Annotated in this window: 14 protein-coding genes and 1 pseudogene; 4 read left to right on the top strand and 11 right to left on the bottom strand. The window is 70.7% G+C overall.

The features are described from left to right. The 6 genes and pseudogenes from IE275_RS44960 to IE275_RS44985 form a co-directional block, all read right to left on the bottom strand. Positions 1 to 98: pseudogene (locus IE275_RS44960) on the bottom strand (carbohydrate kinase); the annotation flags it as partial. 130 nt (positions 99 to 228) lie between these two features. After that, complete coding sequence (locus tag IE275_RS44965) at positions 229 to 1,218, bottom strand: zinc-dependent alcohol dehydrogenase family protein (RefSeq protein ID WP_189718493.1); 990 nt, start codon at positions 1,216 to 1,218, stop codon at positions 229 to 231. Then, a complete protein-coding gene (locus IE275_RS44970) occupies positions 1,215 to 2,015 on the bottom strand; it encodes a carbohydrate ABC transporter permease (RefSeq protein ID WP_229871420.1) in 801 nt (266 codons plus the stop codon). The genes IE275_RS44965 and IE275_RS44970 overlap by 4 nt, the downstream gene beginning before the upstream one ends. A 107-nt stretch (positions 2,016 to 2,122) precedes the next feature. Next, entirely contained in the window at positions 2,123 to 3,082 is a 960-nt protein-coding gene (locus IE275_RS44975) for a carbohydrate ABC transporter permease (protein WP_189718494.1), read from the bottom strand. 83 nt (positions 3,083 to 3,165) lie between these two features. Beyond that, positions 3,166 to 4,524, bottom strand: coding sequence for an ABC transporter substrate-binding protein (locus tag IE275_RS44980; protein ID WP_189718495.1), 1,359 nt, complete (start codon positions 4,522 to 4,524; stop codon positions 3,166 to 3,168). Between the two features lie 134 nt (positions 4,525 to 4,658). Further along, positions 4,659 to 5,420, bottom strand: coding sequence for a DeoR/GlpR family DNA-binding transcription regulator (locus tag IE275_RS44985; RefSeq protein ID WP_189718496.1), 762 nt, complete (start codon positions 5,418 to 5,420; stop codon positions 4,659 to 4,661). Between the two features lie 769 nt (positions 5,421 to 6,189). On the opposite strand from IE275_RS44985, the gene IE275_RS44990 reads away from it, so the two are divergent. Next, positions 6,190 to 6,552, top strand: a complete 363-nt coding sequence (locus tag IE275_RS44990; protein WP_189718497.1) for a MazG-like family protein — start codon at positions 6,190 to 6,192, stop codon at positions 6,550 to 6,552. Between the two features lie 206 nt (positions 6,553 to 6,758). Here IE275_RS44990 and IE275_RS44995 read toward each other — a convergent pair whose 3' ends face one another. Together IE275_RS44995 and IE275_RS45000 are read right to left on the bottom strand one after the other, a co-directional pair. Continuing rightward, entirely contained in the window at positions 6,759 to 7,874 is a 1,116-nt protein-coding gene (locus tag IE275_RS44995; protein WP_189718498.1) for an ABC transporter substrate-binding protein, read from the bottom strand. 218 nt (positions 7,875 to 8,092) lie between these two features. Beyond that, positions 8,093 to 8,929, bottom strand: a complete 837-nt coding sequence (locus IE275_RS45000; protein ID WP_189718499.1) for an MBL fold metallo-hydrolase — start codon at positions 8,927 to 8,929, stop codon at positions 8,093 to 8,095. A 48-nt stretch (positions 8,930 to 8,977) separates the two neighbouring features. Between IE275_RS45000 and IE275_RS45005 the strand changes: the two genes are divergently transcribed. Further along, entirely contained in the window at positions 8,978 to 9,403 is a 426-nt protein-coding gene (locus tag IE275_RS45005; protein WP_189718500.1) for a MerR family transcriptional regulator, read from the top strand. Positions 9,404 to 9,456: 53 nt separating this feature from the next. Here the strand turns inward: IE275_RS45005 and IE275_RS45010 are convergent, their stop codons facing one another. Beyond that, complete coding sequence (locus IE275_RS45010) at positions 9,457 to 9,804, bottom strand: PRC-barrel domain containing protein (RefSeq protein WP_229871412.1); 348 nt, start codon at positions 9,802 to 9,804, stop codon at positions 9,457 to 9,459. A 253-nt stretch (positions 9,805 to 10,057) separates the two neighbouring features. Here IE275_RS45010 and IE275_RS45015 point away from each other — a divergent pair, with 253 nt between their 5' ends. After that, positions 10,058 to 11,158, top strand: a complete 1,101-nt coding sequence (locus IE275_RS45015; protein WP_189718501.1) for an AI-2E family transporter — start codon at positions 10,058 to 10,060, stop codon at positions 11,156 to 11,158. Positions 11,159 to 11,306: 148 nt separating this feature from the next. Here IE275_RS45015 and IE275_RS45020 read toward each other — a convergent pair whose 3' ends face one another. Then, entirely contained in the window at positions 11,307 to 12,065 is a 759-nt protein-coding gene (locus IE275_RS45020; RefSeq protein ID WP_189718502.1) for a hypothetical protein, read from the bottom strand. A gap of 236 nt (positions 12,066 to 12,301) precedes the next feature. Between IE275_RS45020 and IE275_RS45025 the strand changes: the two genes are divergently transcribed. Further along, complete coding sequence (locus IE275_RS45025) at positions 12,302 to 12,859, top strand: hypothetical protein (RefSeq protein WP_229871418.1); 558 nt, start codon at positions 12,302 to 12,304, stop codon at positions 12,857 to 12,859. A 219-nt stretch (positions 12,860 to 13,078) separates the two neighbouring features. On the opposite strand, the gene IE275_RS45030 is transcribed toward IE275_RS45025, so the two are convergent. Next, a complete protein-coding gene (locus IE275_RS45030; protein ID WP_189718504.1) occupies positions 13,079 to 14,113 on the bottom strand; it encodes a Gfo/Idh/MocA family protein in 1,035 nt (344 codons plus the stop codon). Between the last annotated feature and the right edge of the window lie 310 nt (positions 14,114 to 14,423).

Raw genomic sequence — 14,423 nt, forward strand, 5'->3', positions numbered from 1 at the left:
TTGTAGGGCCCGCCGCCGAGCGCGGGCCGCAGGGGTGCCAGGGCACCCGTGCCCTGAGGCACCAGATCGATGAGGGCCTCACCGGCGACGACGATCACGAGACAGTTCCTTGCTCTGCGAGGGGGGGAGGAATGGGGTGCGGTCGCTCGTCCGCCACGGGTGCCCCGACGGCGGCGATCGGCATGCGGGGCGGGACCCCGCACGCCGATCGAGGAGAGCGCCGTACGGTCAGGGCACGATGACGATCTTGCGTCCCTGGCCGGCGGCGAAACGCTCCAGCGCCTGCGGGTACTCGTCCAGGGGCAGCCGGTCGCTGATGAACACCCGGGGGTCCAGCACCCCCGCGGCGAACAGTTCCGCCGCCCGCTCGTAGCTGTGCAGCACCGCCATGGAGCCGGTGATGGTGATCTCCTGGTTGTAGATACGGTACGGCGAGATGGTGGCCGTCGTCGCGTAGTCGGAGACGCCGAACTGGAGGAACGTACCGGCCTTGGCGACCCGCTCCAGGCCGTCCTGGATGGCGGCGGCGTTGCCCGTCGCGTCGATCACCACGTCCCAGCCGGCGGGCCGGTCGAGCTCGTCGGCGCTGAGCGCGGACTTCGAGCAGCCGAGCTTCTCGGCGGTGGCCAGCCGCTCGGGGTTGAGGTCGACGACGTCCACCGACACGGCGCCCGTGCGCTTGGCCAGTTCCAGCATCATCAGCCCCATCGTCCCGCTGCCGTAGATCAGCACGTGGGAGCCGAGCCGGCTGTTGAGGACGTCGTATCCGCGCACCGCGCAGGACAACGGCTCGATGAGGGCCGCGTCCTGGACGTCCACATGGTCGGGCAGCCGGACGCAGTTGGCGACGGGGGCGACGGCGTACTCGGCGGCGCCGCCGGACACCGTCACACCGATGGCCTGCCAGCGGTCGCACAGGTTGTTGTGCCCGAGGCGGCAGTAGCGGCACTCGTGGCAGTACAGCGAGGGGTCCACGGCGACGCGGTCGCCGACGGACAACTCGGTGACGTCACGGCCGAGCCCCACGACCTCGCCGGCGAACTCGTGCCCCGGCACGATCGGCAGGGTCGGGGCGAACTCGCCCTGGAGGATGTGCAGATCCGTCCCGCACAGTCCGCAGGCCGACACGTCGACGACGACCTCCCGCGGCCCGGGAGTGGGGTCGGGCACCGTGGTGACGGTGACCTTGCCGGGGGCTTCGATGACGGCGGCTTTCACTTGACTGCTCCTAGGGACAGGCCGCGGACCAGTTTGTCCTGAGCGGCGAAACCGGCGATGAGGACCGGCAGGGAGACCAGCGTGGCGGCGGCGCAGAGCCGGGCCAGGAACAGGCCCTCGCTGGTGATGAAGCCGACGAGGAACACCGGTGCGGTCGACGCGTTGGTGGCGGTGAGGTTCACGGCGAACATGAACTCGTTCCAGCTGAAGATGAAGCAGATCAGCGAGGTGGCGGCGAGTCCGGGCATGGCGACCGGCGCGACGATCCGCAGCAGCACGGTCGGCAGGCCCGCGCCGTCGACCTCGGCCGCCTCCAGGATCTCCTTGGGCACCTCGGCGAGGAACGAGCGCATCATCCACACCGCGATCGGAAGGTTCATGGCGGTGTAGAGGATGACCAGCGTCCACACGTTGTCCAGCATCCCGGCGTCCTTGACGATCAGGTACACCGGCAGCAGGGCCGCGATGGCCGGCAGGAACTTCGTGGAGAGGAAGAAGAACATCACGTCGGTCCACTTCTCGACCGGCTTGATGGACAGCGCGTAGGCCGTCGGCACCGCCAGGGCCAGCACCAGCAGCGTCGAGATGATGCCGGCCATGGCGGAGTTGAGGAGGAAGGGCGTGATGTCCCGGCTGAACAGCAGCCTGTACTGGTCGAAGGTGGGCGAGGCGAACAGGCTCGGCGGGTTGGTCGCCGCGTCCGCCTCCTGATGGAACGAGGTGAGCACCATCCACGCCACCGGGGCGAAGAAGGCGAGCGTCGCGAGCCAGGCGACGAAGGTCCACAGCGGGGACAGCCGCTGGGCCCCGTCATGTGTGTTGTTGCGGGTGTTGTTGCCCCTCTCGTTGCGGCGGACGAGCTTCTTCAGCCTCGCGCCGGGAACGGCGGCGGGTGCGTGCGCGGTCACCGGGACACCTCCTCGCGGAACAGCGACGCGATGGTGCGCAACGCGAAGGTCGCGATCACGATCGAGCCGAGCACGACGACCACTCCCGCGGCGGCGGCCTGGCCGTACTCGAACTTGCGGAACATGGTCAGGTAGATCTCGTAGGGCAGGTTGGTCGTCCGGGAGCCGGGGCCGCCCTGGGTGATGGTGTAGACGGCGTCGAAGGTCTGGACGACGTAGATCGTGCCGAGCAGGACGCCCAGTTCGATGTACTGGCGCAGGTGCGGCAGCGTGATGTGCCGGAAGGTCGCCATGGCCGAGGCCCCGTCGACGCGCGCCGCCTCCAGGACGTCGCCGGGCTGTGCCTGGAGGCCGGCCAGCAGGATCAGCATCATGAACGGGGTCCACTGCCAGACCAGCGAGACCACGACGGCGGGCATCGGGTAGGAGGAGATCCAGTCGACCGTGGGGCCGTTGTCCGCTCCGAAGAACCGGTACACGGCGTTGAGGGTGCCGTTGAGCAGGCCGTAGTCGGGGTTGTAGATGGCGTGCTTCCACAGGAGCGCGGCCGCGACCGGCATGACGAGGAACGGCGCGATGAGCAGGGTGCGGGCCAGCCCGCGGCCGACGAAGCGGCGGTCGAGCAGGAGGGCCAGGCCGAGCCCGAGGACCACACTGATGAGTACCACCGACGCGGTGAGCACGATCGTGTTGAGCACGGCGGTGCGCAGCCGCTCGTCGGTGAAGACGAACGCGAAGTTGTCCAGACCGACGAAGTGGCGGTTGCCCGGCTTGAGGATGTTCCACTCGAGGGTGGAGATGACAAGGGTGGCCACGAAGGGCAGCTGGGTGACGACGATGGTGAAGACGAGCGCCGGCAGCAGCGGGATGCGGCGCCGCCATTTCCCGCCGCCCGCGGCCTTGCGCGGGCGGGCCGGCGGGGAAGCCGTCCGGGGTGGATGGGTGAGCGTGGTCATGTGTGTTCCTTCGCCGGGGCCGGCGGGGTGGGGAGGGGAAGCGGTGCCCGGCCGGCCGGCATGGGCCGACCGGGCGGCGGACGTCACTTCCGGTAGGTCTCGGCGACGTCTTCGGCGAGCTTCTGGCCGTCGGTCAGTGCCTTGTCGACGGTGGTCTTGCCAGCGATGGCCGCGGAGATCTCCTGGGTGACCTTGGTGCCCAGGTCCTGGAACTCGGGGACGGCCACGTACTGGACACCGACGGTGGGCCGGGGCTGCACGCCCGGGTCGGCCGGGTCGGCCGCCTCGATCGACTTCAGGGTGATGTCACCGAACGACCCGGCGGCCTTGCTGTACTCGGGGAGTGCGTAGGTGCTGGCCCGCTTGCCGGCCGGGACACGTGACCAGCCGAGCTTCTCGCCGACGAGCTTCTCGTATTCCTTGCTGGAGGCCCACAGCATGAACTGCGAGGCGGCGTCGGCCTTCTTGGTGGTCTTGGGCATGGCCCAGGCCCAGGACCAGAGCCAGCCGCTGCTCTCGGTCTCGACGGTCGGCGCGTACGCGTAGCCGACATGACCGGCGATCTTGCTGGTGGCGGCGTCCTCGAGGGATCCGGCCGCGCTGGTGGCGTCGTACCACATGGCGGCCTTCTTCTGGCTCATCGCGTTCAGGCACTCCGTGAAGCCTGACTGCGCCGCTCCCGCCTGTCCGTGCTCGCGCACCAGATCGACGTAGAAGTTCGTCGCCTTCTTGAACGCCGCGCTGTCGACCTCCGCCTTCCAGTCCTTGGTGAACCAGGTGCCTCCGAAGGTGTTGACCACGGTCGTCAGCGTGGCGCCGAGCTCGCCCCAGCCGGCCAGACCGCGCAGACAGATGCCCCGCATGCCCGGCTCCGCGCCGTCGACCTCGGCGGCGATGTCGGCGATCTGCTGCCAGGTCGGGTGCTCGGGCACCGTGATGCCCTTCGCCTTCATGACGTCCTTGTTGTACATGAGGAAGGAGGACTCGCCGTAGAACGGCAGGGCGTACAGCTTGCCGTCGGAGCCGGACAGCGAGGTGACGATCGGCTTGAGCAGGTCGGCCTTGTCGAAGGCGGTGTCCTTGTCGGCGTAGGAACCGAGTTCGTGCAGCCAGCCGTTCTTCTGCCAGATGGGGACCTCGTAGGCGCCGATGGTGGCGACGTCGTACTGGCCGGCCTGGGTGGCGACGTCCTGGGTGACTTTGTCGCGCAGTTCGTTCTCGGGAAGGATCGTGAACTTGACCTTGATGCCGGTGTCCTTGGTGAACGTGCTCTCGGTCAGCTTCGCGATGTCCTCCATCTGCGGATTGCCGACCATCAGCACGTTGATGGTCTTCCCGCCGCCGTCGGTGCTCGAGGAGCCGCCGGCCCCGCTGCAGGCGACGAGCAGCGAGCCTGCCGCCGCGGTCGTGACGAGGAGCTGGAAGCTTCTTCTTGTGCGCATGACTGACTCCAGGAGATTTCGTGGGCGTGGGAGGTCACGCCCTGGCCGTGCGGGGTGGGACGGGATGGAGGGATGGAGGGATGGACGAACGGGGGGGGTACTTGGGAGGGACCGGGGAGGGGACGGACCGCGGCTCAGGCCTGGATGACCTGTGGTCCCAGCAGTGCGTAGCGCTGGGCTTCGGAGCTGCTGAGCCCCGTGTCGGTGACGATGGCCTCGAAGTCCGTGACCTTCGCGAACGGGCAGAAGCTCACGGCACCGAACTTCGTGTGCACGCCGGAGAACACGCGGCGTCTGGCGACTCGGACGACCTGCGCCTTCACCTGGCTGACCGCGGGATCGGGCGTGGTGAGCCCGTACTCGCGTGAGATGCCGTTCGCGCCGACGTACGCCAGGTCGATGACGAAGCCGGACAGCATGTGGGTGGCCCAGTGGTCGACCGTGGCGAGCGTGCCGCCGCGCACCCGGCCGCCGAGCAGCAGCACGCTGATGTTCCGGGCGGACGCGAGGGCTCCCGCCGTGGTCAGCGAGGAGGTGACCACGGTCAGTGGCCGGTCGCGGGGAAGCGCCGCGGCGATGAGCTGAGGGGTGTAGCCCTCGTCGATGTAGACGGTCTCGGCGTCGCCGAGGAGTGCGGCCGCGGCCACGGCTATCCGGTTCTTCTCCGGGACATGGTCCGTGGCCCGGAAGGCGAGCGTGGTCTCGAAGCCCGCGCTCTCGACGGGGTAGGCGCCGCCGTGGGTGCGGCGGACGAGCCCGTGCCGTTCCAGCGCGTTCAGGTCGCGTCGCACGGTCTCGGCCGAGACCCCGAGTCCGGCGGCGAGCACCTTGACGTCGACGGCGCCGTCACGGCGTGCCGATTCCAGGATCCCGTGCCTTCGTTCCTCGGCATCCATGGCAACACCTCCGCTTGACGGCTCCAGACAGTGCGCCCGAGGGGGCGGCCGGCCAGAGCCCGGCCCGTTCGGACCCTGGTGGCCAAATTTCTACAAGGGGACGACACCCCCTGACCAGGCTCGTCAACGGGCGCATCGTGACCGACTGTGGCCGGGGCCGGAGAGGAGAAATGCCTGTTCAGAGCCGTTCCGTAGCCCGCGGTTCGGGATTTCGATGCCTGCTTGGCCCGGGAACGCGCCCGTTCGGTGCCCGTTTCACCGAGGGAGGCGTCCGTGGGGAGGGATACGGCGCGGAGGACGGGGTCATGTGGTTCGGCTCGGCGGGGTCGCCGGGGCGTGGGGATCGGATCGCGAGGCCCTCGGCGAGGCGGTGTCCTTCGCTCGTGGCGTTCCGGCCGGCGCTCGGCACCGTCGCTTCGGTGATCGGCTTCGGTGGTCGAGGGCCCGGGCTCGGCGTTTCGGCCAAGATCGCTCTCACCTCATGCCGGTCCCGGCAAGGGTCGATGCATGGCACAGGCCTCGTCTCTCCCGTCCTGAGGCGGGCTCAGCACGTCTGAAAAACGTGCGTTCGAAAGCTGTGCCGTCTCGTTGAGCCAGACGCACCGGAAACTCCCGGCGGGACCGGAAGAAGGCGACGCATGGCCTCGGCACGCACGGAACAGCGCGCCGCGACGCGACACCGCGGTGGCGGATCCCGCCACGCCCGCGGCGGAGCCACCCGCGAACAGACCCTGACCCCGCACAGCACCCCCGAAGGAGACAGCACGCCGTGCACGACATCCCCTGGGACATGATCGATCGACTCGCCCGCCGCTTCACCGACCACGACACCGCGCTCGGCCTGAGCCCGGAGGAGCAGTGGAGCCTCCAGGTCCTCAAGATCGCCGAGGAGACCGGGGAAGCAGCCCAGGCGGTCATCGGGGCCCGTGGGACCAACCCCCGCAAAGGGACCTCGCCGTGGGACGACGCTCATGCGGAGGTCGCGGATGTGGTCATCACGGCCCTGGTCACCTTGGCCCGCATGCGCCCGGACGACGCCGCGGAGTACCTCGACCGGCACCTGGCCGCCAAGTCGGCGAAGTTCCTTCCTGCCGGGGCCGAAGCGGTCCCGGCCCCGGCGGAACCGGCATGAACGGCCGCCGTCCGGCGTGGCAACAGCCGTGCAGATTCCTCAGCGCACTCGGCGCGGGCCTGCTCGTCTCCGTGATCGGTCTCGGCCCGTCGATGACCGTCGCGGCGACCGCCACCGCCGGGGGATTCCTCGTGCTGGTCCGCTCCCCCGTCCGGCGCCTGCGGACCATGCCGACGGCCGCCGGGCGGTCAGGTCTCCCTGCTCATTCAGCCGGTGTGGAGGATCCTCAAGCGATCGGGCTCGGCCGGGTCCCGATCGGCAACCTGGATGTGCGGCCAGGCCCATTGCCACACGCTGATGCCCGGCGTGCGGGAGAACCGGATCCGTCCGCGGGTGCCCTCGACGGCGACGTGCGGCCAGGACGCGGCGATGCGCGCCCGGTCCGGGCCGTGGGAACGGAGCACCTCGGCCAGGACGGCAACCGTGTCGTAGCCCTCGAAGGCGACGAAGGAGGGCGCTTCGGCCAGCCGTTCACGCAGGACCGACTCGACTCGCGCGCCGAGTGGGCCGAGGCGCTCGGGCAGGTAGCGCAGGAACGGGATCGCGGCGCCGTCGTCGCCCAGCAGCGTCGCCCATTCGGCGAACTCCGGCTGCCCGGCCGGAGCACCGATCAGGATCTCGGCGAGGCGCTCGTCGTGACGGACCGACTTGACGATCGACACGGCCGGCTCCGGGTGGCCGACCAGAAGCAGAAGGGCCGTCGCACGATGGCCGACGAGTGCGTCGCACACGGCCGTGGCACTGAGCGCGCTCATGTCGAGTTCGATGAGGGTGCCGCCGCCGCGTGCAGCGAGGTGGTCCCGCAGAATGCGGGTCCCGGACGCCCAGTAGACACTCGGCTGGGCCGCCACGGCGATACGACGGTGGCCCGCGCCGAGGAGAAAGTCCGCGTAGACCTGCCAGCCGCGGGACTGTGGCGGGGAGAGCCGCGCGACCCGATCCGTCGGCTGTTCGGTGAGCGCATCGAGAACCGCCGACGAGCAGAGGTACGGCAGGCCGAGGGCGTCGGCCCTGGTGGCGGCGGCGCGAGCGACGACGCTGTGGTACTCCCCCGCCAGGGCGGCCATGCCCAGGCCTGCCAGTTCATCCACGGCCGCCGCGGCCCTGCGCGGATCGGCAGCGGTGTCTCGCACCACCAGCTCGAGTGGTCTTCCGACGATCCCGCCGGCGTCGTTGACCTCGCGAACGCCCAGTTCGAGTCCGGCGAGCAGATGCCGGCCCGCCTCGACCCAGCCGGGCCTGGTCAGCGGAACGAGCGCGCCGATCCGGACGGACGGTCCGTCGGCCCGCTTCGCTCCGGGCGACGAGGGTGGTGTATTCATGCGTTGTCGCGTCTCCCGGGTGACCGTCCGGTTGCGGGTCGCCCGGATCGCGGAGTGAACGTCAGTGGCGCCGAGCGTAGCCGAGCCGAGCCGACAGCGGCCGGGGTCGGCTCCCCGTGCCGGGGCGATCAACGCGCTTGAGAATCAGCATGGTTGGTTCCGCTGGTGCCGCGCAGCATCCGCGCCGTGCCCGCGGCCCGCACGCCGAGCCGCCCCCGTCATGACGGTGCCCGGTCCCCGGTCCCGAGGTGCGGGAGACCCCGGTAGCGCGCCAGTTCCCACGGGTCGTGCGCGGAGAAGAGCTCGACCTCGTCACCGTGGTCGCGGACCAGCTCGCGCAGCCGGGCCTGGGTTCCGAGTCGCAGGTCGGGGTGTACTTGGGAGCCCTGCTGAACGAGGTCCAGCAGCGGGTGGGGTTCCTTCGAGTCCTCGATCTCGCGGTGGTAGTAGTAGGCGTCGCCGCAGTGGAGGAGCCACCGGTCGCCGTTGTGCACGGCGACTCCGGTGTGGCCGGCGGTGTGACCGCCGAGGGGGACGAGTTCGATCTCCGGCGGCAGCCCCTTCGGCTGGAGCGCGGTGAAGCCGAACCACCGCTCGCCGGGCTCGGACTCGTAGGTGACCCAGTGGGGTCGGTGCGCCCAGTGAGCCGGACGGTAGCGGAAGCTGGGTGCCTCGGCGCGCGCCGCGTCGAGTTCGGCGGCGAGCACGTGGACTTGGGCGTCAGGGAAGTCGGGGAGGCCGCCGCAGTGGTCCACGTCCAGGTGCGTCACGATGATGTGACGCACGTCGGACGGATCATGTCCCAGCCGGGCGACCTGCCGGACGGCTGTCTCGTCCGCGTCGAGTGCGGGTTGTGCCATCTCGACCCATTCCGCGCCGAGCGTGCCACCGGGGTCTCGGACGTCGTCGAGGCCCAGACCGGTCTCGACCAGGACGAGGCCGTCGGCGTCGGTCTCTATCAGCAGGCAGTGGTTGACCGCGGGTGCGGGCGGGGGGCCGTCGTAGGTGGCCTCGATCGTTCGAACCGATCCGCAGTTCAAGTGATGGATCCTCATGGCGACTAGGCTGCGACTTGAACCGCGATTCAAGTCAAGGAGGAGTCGATGGACACATCGCTGCTGGACATCGGCGAGGTCGCACGGCGGTCCGGGCTGGCGCCCTCGGCCCTGCGGTTCTACGAGAAGAAGGGCCTGATCGGCGCCGCGGGCCGCAACGGTCTACGCCGCACGTACCACCCGGACGTACTGGAACGCCTGACGCTGATCACGTGCGCGCGCAGCGCCGGACTCTCGGTCGCCGAGATCAGCCGGTTCCTGGTGGCACGGCCGTCCGACGCGGACCTGCGCGTCCGTATGGCTGCCAAGGCCGACGGCCTCGACGAGCAGATCGGCCGGCTCACGCGCCTCCGCGACAGCCTCCGGCACGCGGCCGTCTGCGACCACGAGCCGATCGTCGACTGCCCCGACTTCAAACGGGCCATCGGCAATGTGCCGGCACCGGCCACCACCCCGGGCGGGAACTCCGACTGACCACTTTCTGGATGGCGTTGTCGCATCTCATGAGGGGCACGGAGCCTCTGCTCTCAGTGCCCGGATCCGTGCCGGCCGCCCAGTTGGTCGCGGTGGCGCGGATCGCCCAGGTGCGTGTCCTCGGCGAAGACGGGTGCCGACCTGGTCTGTGCCTTCGTCCGGGACAGCTGCACGATTCGGGCGTCGTGGTCGATGCCCATGACGGCGCCCGACGGGATCACCACGTCCTTGCCGAGAACCCACAGGCCGGTGTGCACCACGAGGAACCGCGGACCGAGGTCCCTCGCGTACTTGCTGACCTTGCCGACGTGACCGTCCGTGGCGTCCACCTGGTATCCGGTCAGGTCGTCGTCCGCGGTGTGGCCGGCCGTCGGCACGTGCTGTGCGCGGTATTCGCTCACGATGTCCTCCCTGTCTTCCTGTACTGCGGGTGCCCGCTGAGGCGCGCGACACGCGGGGCGAAGCCGGGGCCCGGGTCAGGTGGTGCCTGCCGAGGGCGGCGCCGTACGCCTGGGGCGCCGGCCGGGTGGCATGACTCCGTGCACGGCCGGGCTCGATGGGCCCCGCCGCCGGCACGCCCGGCCGGTACCGGCCTTCGGGGGAACTCTGGGCCGCCGCCGCTGTCCGACGGTCGGCGAGTGGTACGGGCATAGGATGTCCACACCCCGCGATCAGCCCGCCCGGCCGCTCGGACGCCATGACGGCGAGGAGCCGCGCGTGCCGCGCTTGCTGCGGGCCGCGGCGGCGTACGCGTGGAGGATCATCGCCGTCGGCGTTGTCGTCCGCGTCGCCTTCTCCGTGCTCGGGCAGTTTCACCGGGTCGCCGTCGCCGTCTTCCTCGGTCTTGTCATCACCGCCGTGCTCCGCCCGGTGGCGGATCTTCTGGCGCGATTCGTCCCCCGGCCGCTGGCGGTGGCCACTGCGCTCGTCGGCGGCATCGTCCTCGTCCTCGGCGTACTGGCCCTGGTGGGTGAGACCGCGGCGGATCAGCGGACCGGGCTGGAGAAGGAGTTCGTGGCGGGCGTCGACCGGATCGAGCATCAGCTGGAGGAGCCACCCTTCCGGCTTCCTCCGGACGCGTTCGACGATCTCCAGTCACGGATCGGCAAGCTCCTGTCGAGCCACCGCTCCACCCTCATCAGTACGGCGCTCAGCGGCGCGAGCCGGCTGCTGGAGGTGCTGACCGTCCTCGCCCTGGCCCTGTTCTGCGCGGTCTTCTTCACGCACTCCGGCGACCGGCAGTGGCGGTGGTGGTGCGACCAGCTCCCCGACGAGGCCCGGCGGCAGTTCACGGTCGGGGGCCGGGCGGCCTGGCGGACCTTCACCGGGTACACGCACGGCATTCTGCTGGTCGCGGCGGTCAACGCGGTCCTCGTGGGCATCGCGCTGTTCGCTCTGGGAGTGCCGCTCGCCATGCCGTTGGCGCTGCTGGAGTTCCTGGCCGCGTTCATCCCCTTGATCGGCTCGCCGATCGCTCTGGCGATCGCGGCCGTCGTCGCGCTCGCGTCGAAGGGACCTTTCGTCGCTCTGCTGGTCGTCGCCCTGATCGTGGTCATCGGACAGATCGAGGGCCACCTGCTGCACCCCATCGTGATGAGCTGGGCGGTCCGCCTGCACCCGGTCGTGGTGGCGCTGGCGGTCGTCGGCGGAGCGGTCGCCGCGGGGGTGATCGGTGCCGTGGTCGCCGTACCGCTCGTGGCCGTGGTGTGGGCGGTGTACCAGGCGCTGTCCGGTCGTACCGGTGAGCCGCGATGAGTCGCCGTCACCCATGGCCGGGGCCTCCACGTGTACGGCAGCCAGGGCTGAGGAGCCTGGGGCGAGCGGGCCGGGCCGGAGCTCACCCAACGGGCGATCAGACCGGCGCGGGTCGCGGGCGTGACTTCTGCTCCGCCGGACGCACGGCTCAGGAGCGGGAGCGAACCGCGTCGTCCCAGGCGTGGGGGCTGCGGTAGTGGTTCCCGTGTCCTGCGGCGAGCACGTGGCGCAGCTCCGCCATGTGCCGGGTGTCCGCCGGGAGGTCCAGTTCGTCGAGGAGGGACAGTGCGGCGGACGGTTCCAGGTCGCCGTAGACATCGTGGTAGCCGGCCCGTAGGCCTTTGAAGAGGGCCGGGTGCAGGGCGGGGAGCCGCAGGGTGGTGCGGTAGGTCGGCTCCTTCACCGACCAGGGCACCGGACCTGAGCATTCCAGGACCCGACCGGCTCGGCGGAGCAGGGGTTCCGATCGTTCGGCCACCACTCGGTCGATGTCGTTGCCGAGCACTTCGGCGAAGGCCGTCGCGCTGGTGGTGCGATCCTCGAACCAGTCGACCCACAGCGAGTAGGTGACGGCCTCCGCGTCCCTGTCCGCCGCCAACCGCTGCCGGTAGCCCTCCCACAGGACGTCGGCCGGCAGCGGACCCTCGGCGCTGTCGTCGGCGAACCGGATCTCGCAGGTGACCCAGTAGTCGTCGAGGAGGTCCAACAGCCCGAAGGCCAGCCGTACCCGGTCGGCCGTGTCCAGGTCCTCCTCGGCGAACACGTCACCGGCCCAGGAATGCGCCACTTGGTTGGACGTGAGCAGCAGGTCCGGCGCCCCGGCGCTCACCCACCCGTCGCGCACCTGGCTGACACCCTGATCGGCGAGCCATCGCCGGGCGGCCGCCTCCATGGCCTGCATCTCCATCCGGCAAGTATGACGAGCCCGGCGAGGTCCACCACAGGCAGTGGACCCGATCGGCAACGGCAGCCTGGGAGTTCAGCGTTGTCACGCGAAGGATAACAGATCGACGACCCGTGACGACCCGTGCGGAAATTCACGCGCCCGTGGCAACCGATCCGCGGATACCGGTGGTTTGGACGGATGGAGGGCGCCCTTCCAGCGTCCGAACGTTGCTCATGTCACGAGGAGTTGTCTGTTCAATGACTGGTATTCAGAGGTGCGTGGCCGCCGCCGCGGTCGCCGTCGCGCTGATCGGGACGCCCACGGTGGCACACGCCCTCTCGCAGGGCGGGACGGCACCCGTCAGTGTCGAGTCGGTGGCGTGGAAGGCTCCCTCGGCCCGGATCGTCTCCCCGGGGGAGCATGTCGAGGTGTCCGGCGGAGCCGAGTTCTGGCTGACGGAGGAGGGCAAGCACTGGACGACGCCCGAGAACCCCGATCCGCAGTTCCGCAGCGTGGTCGACGGGAACATCGACCGCAGCCGGCCCGGGGTGTCGCTGCAGACCGAGGGTGCCGGCGGTCACTACCTCCTCTCCGGTGTGTACTACGGCGGTAAGGGCACCGCCTCGCGTGTCGTGGTGCGGACCACGGCCGGAGTCGTGCACGGCAAGCTCCTCGAGCTCCCGGGCAAGCCCGGCTGGGGCGTCTGGTACGCCACCGTCGACCTGTCGGACGGTGACACGGACGGCCTCGGCGTCTCCCGTGTCGTCGTCCGCGACACCGAGGGCAAGGTCTACTCCCGGCTGAACCTGGGCTGAGCACGAGGGGACGCGGGAGCCGGGCCGTTGGGGGGGGCTCCCGCGTCCCCGGTCGCGCGGTGCGGGTCCACCGGCCTGGCCCGGCAGAACCGGCCACGGGCATCACGGTGAAGGCGCTCTTCGCGCGCGGCGAGGCATCGGCGGCCGAGTCGGCCGCCGCACTGGAGCCGGCATCGGTGGTTCGCGCCTCGTCACGGCACGGCGCGCCGGCGGCGTTCCTCAGCGCTGCTCGGGGTCTCCCCGGAGCGGCAGCCCGCTCCTGCGGTACATCTCGTCGAGGACGCCCATGGTCAGCACGGCGTCCCGGGCCGAGGTGATCACCGGACCGCCGTCGAGGACCGCCGCCGCGAATGCGGACAGCTGGCGGGCGTAGCTCGACGGCTGCCGCGGCAGGCGCTCCCTGCGCACGGTGCGGCGGCCGTCACCGCGCGGACCGCGGACGGTCAGGCGGTGATACAGCTGGGGCATCACGAAGTTGAGGACGTCCATGTCGCCGGCCGTGCCCACGGCGCGGGCCCTGATGGAGAGCACGCGGCGTGACCACAAGGACGCGCGGACTCGTCCGGTCGCTCCGCCCGGGAAGGTCAGCTCGGCGCTCATCGCGCGGTCGACGCGCGGGTCCCGGCCGAGGGGCAGCGCGGTCGCCGTCGACACGGAGGGCGTTCCGCCGCCGAGGAGACGGGCCACGTGCACCGCGTAGCAGCCCGCGTCCATGGCGGCGCCGCCCGCCAGCGCGTAGTCGTAGCGGATGTCGTGGAGCCGGGGCAGCGGAAAGCACACCTCCGCCTCGACGTGGCGGAGTTCGCCGAGTTCACCGCTGTCCACGATCTCCCGCATGCGCGCGGCGAGCGCGTGGTGTCGGTAGTGGAAGGCCTCCATCACCACCGGGCCGCCGCGGGCGTGCGCGGCGTCGGCCGCGTCGGCGACGCGCTCGGCCTCGGCGCGGTTGGCGGTCAGCGGCTTCTCGCACAGGACGTGCTTGCCCGCTTCGAGTGCCTTCAGCGTCCACTCGGCGTGCAGTCCGTTGGGCAGCGGGATGTAGACGGCGTCGACCTGCGGGTCCGCGAGCAGGGCGTCGTAGCCGGCGTGCACGACAGGAACTCCGTGCTTGCGGGCGAAGCTCTCGGCGCGGGCCCTGTCGCGGGCCGCGACGGCGGTCACCGCGACGCGGGGCGTCCGCCCGGCGGGCTTGATCAGCGCACTCGGTGCGATGGCGGCGGCCCCGAGCAGACCGATGCGGAGCGTGGTGGTCATGGCGGTCAGTGTGGCAGGGGCCTCTCCTGTGCCGAACGCGGGTGTCGGGTCGGGGAGTTGGGCGGAGCGGGGTGCCGAGGGCGCGGGGGCTCGGGGGTGCCTGGGCGGTGAGCGGGAGCTCCCGTCGGACGCCGAACCCGAGGGTCTCGTACAGCCGGGCGGCGCCCGCCTTGCCGACCGCCACCTGCGGGGAGGGCCGGGGCGGCCGGTTCACCGCCGTCGGCCCGTCCGCCCTCCGCCCCCGCCGGGATCGTACTTCCCTTCTAGTGGTTGTTGCAACACCCCAGTTCAGGGGACGCGTTGGACTTCG

The organism is Streptomyces phaeofaciens, assembly GCF_014648915.1.
GTDB lineage: Bacteria > Actinomycetota > Actinomycetes > Streptomycetales > Streptomycetaceae > Streptomyces > Streptomyces phaeofaciens.

Excerpts from the sequence above, each read along its gene's own strand:
- IE275_RS44975 (WP_189718494.1), bottom strand. The coding sequence starts at position 3,082 with ATGACCACGCTCACCCATCCACCCCGGACGGCTTCCCCGCCGGCCCGC.
- IE275_RS44980 (WP_189718495.1), bottom strand. The coding sequence starts at position 4,524 with ATGCGCACAAGAAGAAGCTTCCAGCTCCTCGTCACGACCGCGGCGGCA.
- IE275_RS44985 (WP_189718496.1), bottom strand. The coding sequence starts at position 5,420 with ATGGATGCCGAGGAACGAAGGCACGGGATCCTGGAATCGGCACGCCGT.
- IE275_RS44995 (WP_189718498.1), bottom strand. The coding sequence starts at position 7,874 with ATGAATACACCACCCTCGTCGCCCGGAGCGAAGCGGGCCGACGGACCG.
- IE275_RS45000 (WP_189718499.1), bottom strand. The coding sequence starts at position 8,929 with ATGAGGATCCATCACTTGAACTGCGGATCGGTTCGAACGATCGAGGCC.
- IE275_RS45005 (WP_189718500.1), top strand. The coding sequence starts at position 8,978 with ATGGACACATCGCTGCTGGACATCGGCGAGGTCGCACGGCGGTCCGGG.
- IE275_RS45015 (WP_189718501.1), top strand. The coding sequence starts at position 10,058 with ATGTCCACACCCCGCGATCAGCCCGCCCGGCCGCTCGGACGCCATGAC.
- IE275_RS45020 (WP_189718502.1), bottom strand. The coding sequence starts at position 12,065 with ATGGAGATGCAGGCCATGGAGGCGGCCGCCCGGCGATGGCTCGCCGAT.
- IE275_RS45025 (WP_229871418.1), top strand. The coding sequence starts at position 12,302 with ATGACTGGTATTCAGAGGTGCGTGGCCGCCGCCGCGGTCGCCGTCGCG.
- IE275_RS45030 (WP_189718504.1), bottom strand. The coding sequence starts at position 14,113 with ATGACCACCACGCTCCGCATCGGTCTGCTCGGGGCCGCCGCCATCGCA.